We start from the raw sequence: 13910 nt of genomic DNA, 5'->3' as shown, positions 1-13910 counted from the left end.
GCGGTGGCAGGCGCGCTGCCGCCGTACTTCGGCGGGCCGGACGTTTGGCGGAGCGGGCGTCAGCAGGTGGGACCGTAGGGGCTCCAGTGCCCGAGGAAGGGCTTCAGGTCGTCGGGGCGTGGCTCGGGAATGTCGGTCAGCCGGGGCGGTGTGTTCAGTGGGTCGAGGCGCTCCACGGTGGCCGCTGCCCAGCTGATCCATGCTTCGGCGTCGGTTCTGGCCTGGCCCGGCGGCATGGCGTCGACTCGCGTGCGCACAGTGCTCACGTACTCGGTCAATCGGGTGGCGTGGCGCCAAGCCGCTTCCTGCGCTTCGAAGTGCCTGACGCGGTACGCCTCGGCATACCGGATGCGGGCTTCTTCCATGGCGGCTTCCCAGCGGATGCGCTTCTGGCGTGCGGCTTCGATCTCGTCGAGGCGTCTGCGTTCGGCGGCTTCGCCGCGGAGGGTGACCTCTTGGGCGATCTCGGCGAGCTGGTCTTCCAGGGGGCGGCCGGGGGTGTCGGACCATTCGCTCGCCCGGTGCGGTTGGCCGCCGCTGAGGACGAAGCGGAGACGCTCGGACGGGGTGTAGTCGAAGCGGGGGATCCTGATCCAGGAGTTCTTCTTGGCGTCGGCGAGTTCCTTCTCGGTGGCGACGTGCTCGGTCCGGTCTTGCTCCTGGAGGACGAGGAACCCCACGGTCTGGCCCTGTGCGGTGGTGGTGAAGTGGGGAGATGCCCTGCGGCGGCGATGAGACGGGGGTGCGAAGCCGGTCTGTCCTGCCGAACTGGAGTGTCCTTCGGTCTCGGCAGCGGTGATCAGCGCCTGGATGAGCCGGAGGGCACGTCCTTGGACGGGCTTTGTGAGGCCCAGTGGCTGTTGTTCGTTCTGCATGGCCCGGACCACGGTGTGCGGCCGCGTGAGCCGGGAGGGAACGGGGACGGGTTCGAGGACGGCGAGGCGCCAGGCGGGGATGTCGACGAGCTTGATCTCGTACCCGCCATGGCACCAATCCCCGTACAGTTCCTTCGTCTCCGGGACCCTTCCGGACCTGCGTGCCGCGGCGACGCGGGATCGGCCACTTCTCCAGGTCCGGACCGTTGCCGCTCTTGACGATCCTGCCGCTGGCCTCCGCGAGCTCTTGCAGCAGCTGTTCCGTGAACGTCACGCGAGGCTGTGATGGAGGGCTTGGCTTTCGCGCGGAGGTCGGAGTTTCCTGCGCTCGGGTGGACTGGGGTCGTGGAGCGGCGGCTTGGGTCTTCCGCGGGCGTGACCCGCGGGGAGGGTATGTGCCGTGCGCCAGGTAGTGCCGGCCTGCGCTCGTCAGGGCGACGCTCCACTGCCCGGCCTTCCGGGAGACCGTGACCAGGCCCCGGTTCTGCAGTGCCTGACAGGTGGTCTTGTAAGAGCTGGTCTCCCAGACACCGGCAGGACACCCGGCTCCCACCCACTTCAGCACCGAGAGTTGCCGCTCATTGACCTGCCGCTCCAATGGCCCGCCTTCGACTCGAGGTTGACGTACGACGGCGGCATGCTGTCAGTTCCGTTTGTCAGCGACGGGTGGTTCGAGGCAATGCGCTCAAACCAGCGGGCTGACGTGGCCGGAGGTCGCGCCCAGGTGCGCTTCGGCCCCGGGACCGGCGGCTTCCAAGGCCGAACTCACCACCGACTAGGTTAGCGATGTCGCCCGCATCGCCACCGAGACCGCCCGCCGTACTGCCGAACGCTTCCACTGCGAAGGGACCTTGGGGCCTCCGACAGGATCGATGCGACCAGAGCCGCGAAACGGCCGGTAGCCGAGGCATGCAAGACCTGCCGCGGAGTGCGACGTGAACCTGCGGCAAGGCGGGCCACGTACGTATCAACGGCTACTACGGCCCCTCCGCCCAGCAGGAGATGTACCTGGACACACGCTACCCCGGCAGCATCGTCGGCATCGTCACCCGCTCCCAAGCCTGCCCCGGCGCCCTCGGCGCGGCGTACGCCAAAGTCACACCACCCACGCTGTCCTGCGGCCGGCGCGCCCCGCTCGACGCCTCGAAGCGCAAGGCCCTGAACGAACTCCTCACGGCCTTCGCCACGACCTCAGGAACGCGCCACGGCTGCTCCATCCGCTGACAGGCGAGCCCGGACGGCAGCCGCCCAGGAACCGAGGCAACGGAAGACGCCTCCAGACGCAGGCCCATTCGCCGTCCCGGTATGGTCAGCTGCCGCTGAGTACTCTGCGGAACCGATCGGGCGCTGTGTAGTTGAAGCGGGGGATTCTGCCTCCAGAAGGACTTCTTGGCCTCGGTGAGTTGCTTCTCGGCGGCGGTGTGCTCTTTCCGGCGCCCCGGCCGTGAAGGGGATTGGGCTCTGCCCGCCAGCCCCTTCCGCGAGGACGAGTGAAGCTGTCGATTCGCCGGCGACGAAGGTGCCGAGCATCGAGCCCGCTTCTACGGACGACGGCTCTGTTCCGGACGAGCACCCCACCTTCTTCAAAACGACAGACCAGTCGAACAGCTCCGGACGACCGCTCGGTGGCACTCCATCTGCCGCGCACTCTTGTGACGGCCGCGCACCCGTGGGACATTCGTCCACGCTCCAAGGCCGCCCATCACGCCTCTCGTCAACGAGAGTGTGCGGGGGATGCGGCGGTCTTGCTGTGCACGGCGCGGACTGACCAGCCGTCACCGGCGTCCACTCGGCGACCCCGAGGGACCGCAGCATCCGCACGGCCCGAATTGCCCGTACCACGGACAACGAAAGGTCTGGTTACCGAGAATGAGATCCCCCGCGCGTCGGATACGTGCGCTCATCCCCGCCGCTGTCCTCGCCGCCGGCTTGTTGGCGGCCTCCCCCGCCCACGGGGCCGATCGTCCCGACGTCCGCCTCGCGCCCGCTGAAACGGCGATCGCGGGGAGCTGGATCGTCGTCCTCAAGGACACCGCTCCCACCTCGGTCCGCCCGGCCGCCGAGAGCCTGGCCGGCCGGTACGACGTCCTGACCCATGTGTACAGCTCGTCGCTGCGCGGCTTCTCCGTGAAGGCGTCGGCTGCCCAGGCTCGCAGCCTGGCCTCCGATCCCAGGGTCGCCTACGTCGAGCAGGACGCCCGCGTCGCGCTCAACGCCACCCAGTCCAACGCGACCTGGGGCCTGGACCGCATCGACCAGCGCCAGCTGCCGCTGGACACCTCGTACACGTACAACACCACGGCCTCCAACGTCAGCATCTACGTCATCGACACCGGAGTCCGCACCGCCCACCAGGAGTTCGGGGGCCGCGCCGTCATCGGCACCGACACCATCGGCGACGGGCAGAACGGCAACGACTGCAACGGCCACGGCACCCACGTCTCGGGGACCACGGCCGGATCGACGTACGGCGTCGCCAAGGGCGCCACGATCGTCGGCGTACGCGTCCTGAACTGCCAGGGCTCGGGCACGACCTCCGGTGTCGTCGCCGGCATCGACTGGGTGACCGCCAACGCCGTCAAGCCGGCCGTGGCCAACATGAGCCTCGGCGGCGGCGCCAGCACCTCCCTCGACGACGCGGTCAAGCGCTCGGTCGCCTCCGGCGTGAGCTACGCCGTGGCCGCCGGCAACGGCAACCAGGGAGGCAGGGCCCAGGACGCCTGCAACTACTCCCCCGCCCGAGTGCCCGAAGCGATCACCGTCGGTGCCACGGACAAGACCGACACCAAGGCGTCCTGGTCCAACTACGGCACCTGCGTCGACCTCTTCGCGCCGGGCGTGGGCATCACCTCGTCCTGGAACACCAGCAACACCGCCACTAACACCATCAGCGGCACCTCGATGGCCACCCCGCACGTGGCGGGCGTCGCGGCGCTCTACCTCTCGGGGCACCCCTCCGCCACTCCCGCGCAGGTCAGGGACGCGATGGTGGCCGCCACGACGAGCGGCGTGGTGAAGAGCGCGGGTACCGGTTCGCCGAACCGGCTGCTCTACTCCCTCTTCTGATCCGGTTGATCTGGTGAACGCCGGTGGCCGTCCCGCCCCGTGGGGGAACGGCCACCGGCGGTCGTCTGCGCGAAGCGTCAGGCGGTCCAGCGGGCGAAGCCGGTGCTCTGCCAGGTGGCGCCGGTGGCGGTCGTCGCCAGGCCCTCGGCGTCCGGCTGCTGCTCCAGCCAGGAGCGGGCGGCATCGCCCATGGCGTAGGCGGCGGTGGCGAAGGCGTCGGCGATCGTGAGCGAGGACCCGACGACCGTCATCGCCGCGAGCGCGTGCCCAGGCGGCTCGCCCGTGTGCGGGTCGAGGATGTGGCAGCCGCGTTCCGCGGGGCCCGAGGTGGCCACGGCCGCCTCCGGCACGTCGGCGCCCACCTCCACCACCGTGGCCAGAGCGCCCGGGGCCAGGGGGTCGGCGAGGCCGATGCGCCAGGGCCCGCCGAGCAGTTGGATGTCACCGCCGCCGTTGACGCACACGGCGTCGACGCCGGCCGCCGAGGCCAGCATGCGCGCCGCGCGCTCCGTCGCCCAGCCCTTCACCAGCCCGGTCGGATCCCATCCGCCGACGCTTCCCGCGTACCAGGGGGAGAACCAGCCCTCGGTGCGCCGCACCATGTCCTCGCACAGGCGCGTCACCTCCTGGACGTCCGGACCGCACTGCTCACGGGTGAGCTCTCCGCGCGCCAGGCGGCTGACCTCGCTGTCCTCGCGGTACGGGGAGAAGACCCGGTCCACGTGGTGCAGGAAGTCCACCGCCTCGGCGAGTGCCTCGCGCGTACGGGAGAGGTCGGAGCACCCGCGGACGTCGAAGGAGAACACCGTGCCCATCACGTGTTCCACATGCCGTACGCGCGGCTCAGACACCCGCCCTGTCCAGGGCGCTCTGGAGCGACTGGCGGTAGCCGGCGCTGGTGTAGGTGGCTCCCGAGACGGAGTCGATGTTCGCGCTCTGCGCCGCCAGTGTCCGCTGGTTGAGCTGGGGGATGGCGTCGGCGGATATCTCCCTGCTCCGGGGTGTGGAGGACGGCGACTTCACGGCGGTGGCCCCGGTGATCGTGCTCCCCTTGAGCGTGATCTGCACCTGGACGGCGCCGTATTGCGTACTGATCGTGGCTCCGGCGACGGACCGGGTGGTGGACCCGCCAGAAGTGCTGCCCGAGGTGCTGGTGGTGCCCGACGGGGTCCGGGACGCGGTGGGGGCACTCGTCTTCGCCGGAGCGGTGGTCGTACGAGACGCCGACGGAACGGCCGACGGCGACGCGCTCTCGGAGGCGGCGGAGGCCGAGGCGCTCACCGAGGCCGACGGCGAAGTGGTGGCGGAGGAAGCGGCGCCGGTGCCGGCCGGAACCGCGGACGCGATGGGAGTGCCCAGGCCCGCCGCGTCCTGGGCGAGCGACGGATCCGTGGTCGGCTTGAGCGCGAGCAGCAGCACGACGGCGGAAACGGTGCCCGCGCCGGCGAGCACCGCGCGGCGGAGCGGGTGTGTCTTCCTCATACCCGGCTCAGCGTCACGGAGCCCCCAGGCGTCACACCCCGGACCAGACGGCCGGCGGTCCGGCGGCTCAGAAGGCGAAGGACTCGTGGTGGATCCGCCGGTCCGGTACGCCCGCCTCACGCAGTGCGGCGTACGACTCCTCCGCGAGCCCCTGCGGCCCGCACACGAACACGTCGTGCCGGGCGATGTCCGGCAGGATCCGGCGGAGCATCTCGGCGCTGATCGCCGGCCGTCTGCCGTCCGGCCCGTTGACCGCGTACAGCAGCTGCGCCCCGCGGTCGTCCGCGATCGCCTCCAGTTCCGCGCGCAGCGCGAGGTCGTCCGCCGTACGGGCCCGGTACAGCAGCGTCAGATCGCTCCCGGCGCCCGGGAGGGTCTCGAACAGTGCGCGCAGCGGAGTTATGCCCGCGCCTCCCGCGATCAGCAGCACCTTGCCGCGGCTGCGGCGGGCCGCGGTCAGCGACCCGTACGGGCCCTCGGCCCACACGCGGGTCCCCGGCCTCAGCCCGACGAGGGCCGCGCTGTGCCCGCCGACGGCCTTGACCGTGATCCGCAGCAGGTCGGGCCGGGGCGGCGCGGAGAGCGAGTACGGGTTCGCCGTCCAGCGCAGCCCCTTCGTGAGGAACCGCCAGCGGAAGAACTGTCCCGCCTCCGCCCCGAGACGGTGCAGCCGGCGCCCGCGGACGAGCACGGACACCACACCCGGGGCCTCGGGCACCACCTCCTCCACCCTCATGCGGTGGACGAGGTTGAGCCGTACCGGAGTCAGCACCCGGTACCAGACGAGCAGCGCGCCGACCGCTCCGTACAGCACGTACCAGACCGTGCGCGCACCCCGGTCGGCGATGAACTCCGCCCCTGTGGCGAGCTGATGCCAGAAGGCGAGGTAGACGGCGAGGTAGGTGAGCAGATGCAGGTAGTACCAGACCTCGTAGCGCACCCGGCGCCGTATCGCGCCGGCCGACACGAGCCCGACGAGCAGCAGGAGCAGCGTGCCGATCGTCGCCTTGCCCATCTCCGGGTACTCGGTCACCAGCGACACCGTCTGCTCCACGACGCCGATCCGGCCCTGCAGCGCGTACCCGTACACCGTCAGCACCACGTGCGCCAGGGTGAGGGAGAGCGTGTACCGGCCGGTCGTCGCGTGCCAGCGCGACACGCGATCGGAGCCGACCCGCCGCTCCAGGGCAGGGACCCGTGCCATCTGCACCACGACCAGGGCGATCACGTATCCGGCGAGCAGGCCGGTGATCCGTCCCGCGTGGATCAGCCGGTCCCCGGCGTCGGCGAGCACGGCCGGCGTGTTGAGCCACCACATCCACACGACGGCAGCCGCGCCGGCCCAGGCGAGGACGATCAAGGGGACGGCGGGGGAACGCCTGGGGCGGATACGGCGCTGGGCCTGCCGTCTGCCCGCCCTGCTGTGCTGGATCGTCGTCACGTGCTGAGCCCTCCGGTCGGCCTGGTGCCCGCGCACCTTACCGGTCTTGGAGAGGGGCAAGGAGAGCACCGAGGCGGTTCCCGCACCGGGAGCGCTGTCGAAATCGGCAGTCATGCAGCGGCGACCACGCCATCGGTTCCTCTTCTCCCATGGGACCGTTCCTGGCTGCAACGGTCCCGGATGTCGTACCGCGTCGGTGAGCGTGCATTCGATGATCGGTGGCGCGGGTAGGCGGACGCGGTGCGGCCCTCCGGAGGGTTCGTCTTCCGAGGCCGGTGCGGCGGAGTGAATCAGACCTTCTCTGCGGTCACGCGGGGGTGGTCCGCGGTGAGCATGGTGATGTCCTCGACGTCGGACGTCAGGATCGTGACGCGGCCGGGCTGGGCGAGGGCGGTGGCGCAGAGCATGGCGTCGATGGCGTACTTGTGGCCGTGCAGTCCCGCCGCTCGCAGCAGAGCGGCGGCGGACTGGGCGAGGAGCTGGGTGACCGGTTCGACGCGCAGCCGGGACAGCGTCCACTTCAATGCGGCGTCGCTGATGCGGGGGTGGATCACCTCGACGAGGACCGCGGCCGAGGTGATCACGGGAAGGTCGGCGTCGCGTGCGGCGGTGAGCCACTCGTGGACGTCGCGGTCGCGTCGCACGGCCTTGGCCAGGCCCTCGCTGTCCAGGATGAGGGCGCCGCTCACGCGGCCGCCCCCGTATCGGAGGTGGTGCCGCCGGTGAGCTTGGCCCGCTTGGTGGCGACGGCTTCCGGGTCGGCGGGGCCGTGGGTCTTGTCGAAGTCGGCGATCAGCTCGTCCAGGTTGTCGCGCTCGATCTGCCGCTGGGCGGCCTTCTCCAGGTACGCGGACACACCCCGCTTGCCGACCCGCTCACGGATCGCTTGCAGGGTGCCGGCCGTGAGGGAGACGGAGATGCCGCTGCTGGGGCCGTCGCCGGGAGGGAAGTCGGTGTCGTCGTCAACCATGAGACGACTATAGCATTTCGAATGCTATACAGCGAGATCCTTGCCGGTGGCGGTGCCTCGGGGCCCCTGGAGCGGGCCGCGGCGTGCGTCGAGAGACCCCACGTAGCGCCCATAGTGCCCACAATGCATATTGATCCTGAGTCCGATTTGCGTTACGCATGCCCCTGACCTGCGGTTTCCTTCGACATGTTTTGCATAGACCTGTTTCTTGTGACGCATCATGTGGAGTGCGTTGCCATCCTTGAGCCGGTGGCTAAGGGTTCCTGACCTGCGGTTTTGTGTGTGCGCGTTATGTGCGGTGTGGGCGTTACGGGCGATATCTTGACGCTGAAATGACGCTCGTGACGCTCAAATGACGCTCGTTCTGACGGGGCGTCACCTGACTGATCGTGCAGGTCACGTTGGCTGGGAGGCGCGCTCCCGAGGGCTGGTTTTGCGGGAACTTGAAGAAAATTCGGCTGGGATCCGGCGCCGCTGATTGCGGTGGCAGGCGCGCTGCCGCCGTACTTCGGCGGGCCGGACGTTTGGCGGAGCGGGCGTCAGCAGGTGGGACCGTAGGGGCTCCAGTGCCCGAGGAAGGGCTTCAGGTCGTCGGCGCGTGGCTCGGGAATGTCGGTCAGCCGGGGCGGTGTGTTCAGTGGGCCGAGGCGCTCCACGGTGGCCGCTGCCCAGCTGATCCATGCTTCGGCGTCGGTTCTGGCCTGCCCCGGCGGCATGGCGTCGACTCGCGTGCGCACAGCGCTCACGTACTCGGTCAATCGGGTGGCGTGGCGCCAAGCCGCTTCCTGCGCTTCGAAGTGCCTGACGCGGTACGCCTCGGCATACCGGATGCGGGCTCCTTCCATGGCGGCTTCCCAGCGGATGCGCTTCTGGCGTGCCGCTTCGATCTCGTCGAGGCGTCTGCGTTCGGCGGCTTCGCCGCGGAGGGTGACCTCTTGGGCGATCTCGGCGAGCTGGTCCTCCAGGGGGTGGCTGTGAACGACTTCTCTGGCTCCAGCGGAACGAACCTTTGGGCCCCAGGAGCTTGATCGCAGTTTGAGTGTTCGTTAGAAGTGGCCCCAGGGGCGGTCTTGCAGTGGGAGCATCGATGTGCTTCCGACAGTCAGGGGGCCCGCATGGATGGCCCGAGAACCAAGGTTGAGCTCTTCGCGGCGATCCGCCGCGACTCCCGTACCGAGAAGCTGTCGATCCACGAACTCTCGCGCCGCTACGGCGTCCACCGGCGTCTGGTGCGCGAAGCTCTGACGTCCCCGTGGCCAGCGCCCCGCAAGCCGATGCCTCCGCGGCCTTCGGTGATCGACCCCTACAAGCCTCTGATCGACGCGATTCTGCGTGCTGATCTGGATGCCCCGCGCAAGCAGCGCCATACGGCCAAGCGGGTCTTCGACCGGCTGGTGGACGAGCAGGGGATGGACAACGTCTCCTACGGCCGGGTCCGCGACTACATCAGGCGCCGCAAGCCCGAGATCTGGGTCGAGGAGGGCCGCGGACCACCCAGCGTGTTCATCCCGCAGACGCACCGCCCCGGCGAGGAGGCCGAGGTCGACTTCGGAGACGTCTACATCACGCTCGACGGCGTGCGCACCCTGTGCTACCTGTTCGTTTTCCGGCTCTCGTTCTCCGGGAAGGCCGTGCACCACGTGTCGGCCTCGCAGGGGCAGGAAGCCTTCTTCGAGGGCCATGTCCACGCCTTCCAGGTGCTGGGCGGCATACCCAGGGGCAAGGTCCGCTATGACAACCTCACCTCCGCGGTGGCCCGGGTGCTCGGCTTCACCCGGGCCCGGGTGGAGACAGACCGCTGGACCGCGTTCCGCTCCTGGGCGGGCCTGGACGCCTTCTACTGCCAACCGGGCATCGACGGCGCCCATGAGAAGGGCGGCGTCGAGGGCGAAGTCGGCCGCTTCCGCCGCAACCACCTGGTCCCCGTCCCCGATGTCACCACCCTGGCCGAGCTCAACGCCCGGATCGACGAGTGGGACCGGCAGGACGACCAGCGCCGGATCGGCGAGCGCCCGCGCACCGTCGGCGAGTACTTCGCCATCGAAAGACCCCTGCTCCAACCGCTGCCCGAGGACCACTTCGAGACCGGGCGGCTCCTGACCCCGAGGGTGGACCGCTACGCGCAGATCACCGTGCGGCAGAACCACTACTCGGTGCCGGTACGGCTGATCGGCCGCCAGGTCCGCGTCCTGCTGCACGCCTCCGAGGTAGTGGTCTACGACGGCCGCACCGAAGTCGCCCGGCACGAGCGCCTCGTCACACGCGGCGGGAGCCGCCTGGATCTGGACCACTACCTGGAAGGGCTGCTGCGCAAGCCGGGCGCGCTGCCTGGGGCGACCGCGCTGGACCAGGCCCGCGCGGCGGGGAAGTTCACCCCGGTGCACGACGCCTGGTGGGAGGCCGCCAGCCGCGCACACGGCGACGCGGCCGGCACCCGTGCGCTGATCGAGGTTCTGCTGTTGCACCGGCACATGAGCCACGACCACGTCGTCGCCGGGATCGCCGCCGCACTGCGGGCCGGGGCCCTGACCTCGGACGCAGTGGCCCTGGAAGCCCGCCTGGCCGCCGAACGCGAAACTCCCGCCGAGGCGGGCCCGGACACGGCGCTGGGCCGTATCGCCTCTCCGGTGGTGTCGCTGACCGCGCGCAGGCTCGCCGCGCTGCCCCCGGACCCCAGGCCGCTGCCCTCGGTGGCCGCCTACGACCAGCTCCTTCGCCATACCCGGCCGTCGGCCGGACGTCCCCCCAGCCAAGGGAGTCCCCTGCCATGAACGCCACTCGTCCCCGTGGTCTGACCGAGCCCGCCGCCGACGCGGCCATCGACGCGGCCTGCCGCAACCTGCGCCTGCCCACCATGCGGGGCCAGTTCTCCGAACTCGCCGACGCCGCAGCCCGCGACCAGATGACCTACCGCGGGTTCCTGGCCGAGCTGCTGATGGCCGAATGCGACGACCGCAACCGCCGCCGCTCCGAACGCCGGATCAAGGCCGCGGGCTTTCCCCGCGAGAAGGCGCTTCGCACGTTCGACTTCGACGCGAACTCTGCCATCGACCCGGCGGCCATCCATACCCTGGCCTCGTGCGACTGGGTGCGCAAAGGGCTGCCGCTGTGTCTGATCGGCGACAGCGGCACCGGCAAGTCACACCTGCTGATCGCGCTGGGCACCGAGGCCGCGATGGCCGGCTTCCGGGTCAAGTACGTCCTGGCCACCAAACTCGTCAACGAGCTCGTCGAGGCGGCCGACGAGAAGCTGCTGACCAAGACTATCGCTCGCTACGGACGGGTCGATCTTCTCTGTATTGACGAGCTGGGCTATATGGAGCTGGACCGGCGCGGCGCTGAGCTGCTGTTCCAGGTTCTGACCGAGCGCGAGGAGAAGAACAGCATGGCCATCGCCTCGAACGAGTCCTTCTCTTCGTGGACCAAGACGTTCACCGACCCCAGGCTCTGCGCGGCCATCGTGGACCGCCTCACTTTCGGAGGCAACATCATCGAAACCGGCAGCGACTCCTACCGCCTCGCCCACACCAAAGCCCAGCAGAGCGGTGGCTGACCGATGACGAACAGAGGAATCACCGGAGCGCGAACGACGCCCGCTGCTGCCACCTTGTTCCGTCGTGGACGATCAGATCGACCGACGACACGCGGGCAGTGACGGGAAGCCGGCCGCGAAGGTCGGCCTCGGTCTCCTCCAGCACGGCATCGTCTTGCCCCTGGGCGATGGTCAGATGCGGGACGACCTCGTCAAACTGCCCGCCGAACGGCGGGGCCTCTGGCCACCGGTCCGCTATCGCCTCGGTGAGCCGACGGAACGGGAGGTCCGGTTCGGGGACGAGATACAAGATCCCCGGGAATCGCCCGCAGTGCTCGAACCGGGCCTCGAAGGGCCGGTGACGCCCGATCACTTCTCCGATGGCAGCACAAGCACCGTCGTCGATGCGGCTCTCGTCGAGAAACGGGAAAAGGACAGTGACATGGGCCGGAACACCCGCACGGGCTGAGGGATCCAGCCGGTCACGCCACGCTCGAACAGCAGGTTCTGCCTCGGGGACCCTCACGATGAGCCCCGACTGCCCTGCCTGAAACTCACCGGAATCGTCGCCTGCCATCGCACATATGTATCAGCGAGCCCAGAACAACAGCGACCCGATTACGATCGCGGGCGGTTGAACCGGCGGTCGACACCCAACGCGATCGCTCAGGTGGGGCCAATCGACTCGTTCACGACGAGCGCCCAAGATCGCTAATTGGGGCCAGCGAACTCGTTCCCCTGGGGCCAATGGACTCGTTCGAAGCCAAGGGGGCGGCCGGGGGTGTCGGACCATTCGCTCGCCCGGTGCGGTTGGCCGCCGCTGAGGACGAAGCGGAGCCGTTCGGACGGGGTGTAGTCGTAGCGGGGGATCCTGATCCAGGAGTTCTTCTTGGCGTCGGCGAGTTCCTTCTCGGTGGCGACGTGCTCGGTCCGGTCTTGCTCCTGGAGGACGAGGAACCCCACGGTCTGGCCCTGTGCGGTGGTGGTGAAGTGGGGAGATGCCCTGCGGCGGCGATGAGACGGGGGTGCGAAGCCGGTCTGTCCTGCCGAACTGGAGTGTCCTTCGGTCTCGGCAGCGGTGATCAGCGCCTGGATGAGCCGGAGGGCACGTCCTTGGACGGGCTTTGTGAGGCCCAGTGGCTGTTGTTCGTTCTGCATGGCCCGGACCACGGTGTGCGGCCGCGTGAGCCGGGAGGGAACGGGGATGGGTTCGAGGACGGCGAGGCGCCAGGCGGGGATGTCGACGAGCTTGATCTCGTACCCGCCATGGCACCAATCCCCGTACAGTTCCTTCGTCTCCGGGACCCTTCCGGACCTGCGTGCCGCGGCGACGCGGGATCGGCCACTTCTCCAGGTCCGGACCGTTGCCGCTCTTGACGATCTGGCCGCTGGCCTCCGCGAGCTCTTGCAGCAGCTGTTCCGTGAACGTCACGCGAGGCTGTGATGGAGGGCTTGGCTTTCGCGCGGAGGTCGGAGTTTCCTGTGCTCGGGTGGACGGGGGTTGTGTAGCGGCGGCTTGGGTCTTCCGCGGGCGCGATCCACGGGGAGGGTATGTGCCGTGCGCCAGGTAGTGCCGGCCTGCACTCGTCAGGGCGACGCTTCACTGCCCGGCCTTCCGGGAGACCGTGACCAGGCCCCGGTTCTGCAGTGCCTGACAGGTGGTCTTGTAGGAGTTGGTCTCTCAAACGCCGGCAGGAGGTCCGTCTTCCACCCACTGCAGAACCGAGAGTTGCCGCTCATTGACCTGCCGGTCCAATGGCCCGCCTTCGACTCGAGGTTGACGTGCGACGGCGGCATGTTGTCAGTTCCGTTTGTCAGCGACGGGTGGTTCGAGGCAATGCGCTCGAACGAGTGGGGAGTGACGTGGACCGCGTCTACGCGGCGATGGCGCGTAACGCCGACCGGTGCGCGGCCGGCTCTTCGCCGAAGGGAGTGATGAGCTGCCATTGTGCGGGCGAACTGGGTGTCCCGCGCGGGCGGAGTCTTCGCCGGTGCCGTCGCTCGGCCGATGGTGTCCCGCCGAGTGGTGTAGCAGCGATCACTGCATAGGCCCTGGTCATGGGGCGGCCATCGCGCAACTCTCCGAGTAGCGAAGCTCGTTGAGAGAGGTGCCACGATGGCCTTGTCCCAGCATGACTTACTCCGGCTGATGGAGTCACTGCGTACGGCGGACGGAATCGAGTTGGTCCGGGTCCTGGCCCAGCGGATCCTGCAGGAACTGATCGAGGCCGAGGCCACCACGTTCATCGGGGCGGAGCCCGGCGAGCACACCGAGGCCCGCACCAACATGCGCAACGGCCACCGCGGCAAGACGCTGACCACGCAGGCCGGGGATCTGGACCTGGCGATCCCCAAGGTCCGCACCGGCAGCTTCTTCCCCAGCCTGCTGGAACGCCGCCGCCGGATCGACCGGGCCCTCTACGCGGTCATCGTCGAGGCATACGTCCATGGGGTGTCCACCCGTAGCGTGGACGACCTGGTCAGGGCCCTGGGAGCGGACACCGGGATCTCCAAGAGCGAGGTCTCGCGGCTCTGCGCCGGGCT

General features: G+C 69.4%; 14 protein-coding genes. 5 read left to right on the top strand and 9 right to left on the bottom strand.

Annotation, left to right across the window (positions count from 1 at the left end):
- Positions 1–59: 59 nt before the first annotated feature.
- Positions 60–875, bottom strand: a complete 816-nt coding sequence (locus ACFV9O_RS22020; RefSeq protein WP_385420375.1) for a hypothetical protein — start codon at positions 873–875, stop codon at positions 60–62.
- A 1002-nt stretch (positions 876–1877) separates the two neighbouring features.
- Here ACFV9O_RS22020 and ACFV9O_RS22015 point away from each other — a divergent pair.
- Positions 1878–2099 carry a hypothetical protein gene (locus ACFV9O_RS22015; protein WP_385420373.1) on the top strand — a complete coding sequence of 74 codons (222 nt, stop codon included), beginning with the start codon at positions 1878–1880 and terminating at the stop codon, positions 2097–2099.
- Between the two features lie 645 nt (positions 2100–2744).
- Positions 2745–3941 carry a S8 family peptidase gene (locus ACFV9O_RS22010; protein WP_385420371.1) on the top strand — a complete coding sequence of 399 codons (1197 nt, stop codon included), beginning with the start codon at positions 2745–2747 and terminating at the stop codon, positions 3939–3941.
- Positions 3942–4018: 77 nt separating this feature from the next.
- On the opposite strand, the gene ACFV9O_RS22005 is transcribed toward ACFV9O_RS22010, so the two are convergent.
- The 6 genes from ACFV9O_RS22005 to ACFV9O_RS21980 all read right to left on the bottom strand — a co-directional run bounded on the left by ACFV9O_RS22005 (position 4019) and on the right by ACFV9O_RS21980 (position 8679).
- The gene (locus ACFV9O_RS22005) at positions 4019–4756 is read right to left on the bottom strand and encodes an FAD:protein FMN transferase (protein ID WP_385420507.1); all 738 of its coding nucleotides are present in this window, start codon (positions 4754–4756) and stop codon (positions 4019–4021) included.
- Between the two features lie 28 nt (positions 4757–4784).
- A complete protein-coding gene (locus ACFV9O_RS22000; RefSeq protein WP_385420369.1) occupies positions 4785–5423 on the bottom strand; it encodes an FMN-binding protein in 639 nt (212 codons plus the stop codon).
- A gap of 67 nt (positions 5424–5490) precedes the next feature.
- Positions 5491–6864: a ferric reductase-like transmembrane domain-containing protein gene (locus ACFV9O_RS21995; RefSeq protein WP_385420506.1), complete on the bottom strand. Its 1374-nt coding sequence runs from the start codon at positions 6862–6864 to the stop codon at positions 5491–5493.
- Between the two features lie 290 nt (positions 6865–7154).
- Positions 7155–7553: a DNA-binding protein gene (locus ACFV9O_RS21990; protein ID WP_385420367.1), complete on the bottom strand. Its 399-nt coding sequence runs from the start codon at positions 7551–7553 to the stop codon at positions 7155–7157.
- Positions 7550–7834: a hypothetical protein gene (locus ACFV9O_RS21985; RefSeq protein WP_385420365.1), complete on the bottom strand. Its 285-nt coding sequence runs from the start codon at positions 7832–7834 to the stop codon at positions 7550–7552. The genes ACFV9O_RS21990 and ACFV9O_RS21985 overlap by 4 nt, the downstream gene beginning before the upstream one ends.
- Positions 7835–8373: 539 nt before the next feature.
- The gene (locus tag ACFV9O_RS21980; RefSeq protein WP_385420364.1) at positions 8374–8679 is read right to left on the bottom strand and encodes a hypothetical protein; all 306 of its coding nucleotides are present in this window, start codon (positions 8677–8679) and stop codon (positions 8374–8376) included.
- A gap of 270 nt (positions 8680–8949) precedes the next feature.
- On the opposite strand from ACFV9O_RS21980, the gene istA reads away from it, so the two are divergent.
- Positions 8950–10605, top strand: a complete 1656-nt coding sequence (gene istA / locus ACFV9O_RS21975) for an IS21 family transposase (RefSeq protein ID WP_385420363.1) — start codon at positions 8950–8952, stop codon at positions 10603–10605.
- Positions 10602–11387, top strand: a complete 786-nt coding sequence (istB, locus tag ACFV9O_RS21970) for an IS21-like element helper ATPase IstB (protein ID WP_385420361.1) — start codon at positions 10602–10604, stop codon at positions 11385–11387. Before istA ends, istB begins: the two co-directional genes overlap by 4 nt.
- Positions 11388–11406: 19 nt before the next feature.
- On the opposite strand, the gene ACFV9O_RS21965 is transcribed toward istB, so the two are convergent.
- Both ACFV9O_RS21965 and ACFV9O_RS21960 read right to left on the bottom strand, forming a co-directional pair.
- Positions 11407–11943 carry a 2'-5' RNA ligase family protein gene (locus ACFV9O_RS21965; RefSeq protein ID WP_385420360.1) on the bottom strand — a complete coding sequence of 179 codons (537 nt, stop codon included), beginning with the start codon at positions 11941–11943 and terminating at the stop codon, positions 11407–11409.
- Positions 11944–12077: 134 nt separating this feature from the next.
- Positions 12078–12524: a hypothetical protein gene (locus ACFV9O_RS21960; RefSeq protein ID WP_385420358.1), complete on the bottom strand. Its 447-nt coding sequence runs from the start codon at positions 12522–12524 to the stop codon at positions 12078–12080.
- Positions 12525–13515: 991 nt separating this feature from the next.
- Between ACFV9O_RS21960 and ACFV9O_RS21955 the strand changes: the two genes are divergently transcribed.
- Positions 13516–13910, top strand: a 395-nt coding sequence (locus ACFV9O_RS21955) for a transposase (RefSeq protein ID WP_385420504.1), incomplete at its 3' end; no start/stop codon positions are given.

Origin of the sequence: Streptomyces sp. NPDC059909, assembly GCF_042730885.1 — a bacterium.
GTDB lineage: Bacteria > Actinomycetota > Actinomycetes > Streptomycetales > Streptomycetaceae > Streptomyces.
The sequence above is the reverse complement of the archived record's forward strand: the minus strand, read 5'-3'. Positions and strand labels throughout refer to the sequence as shown.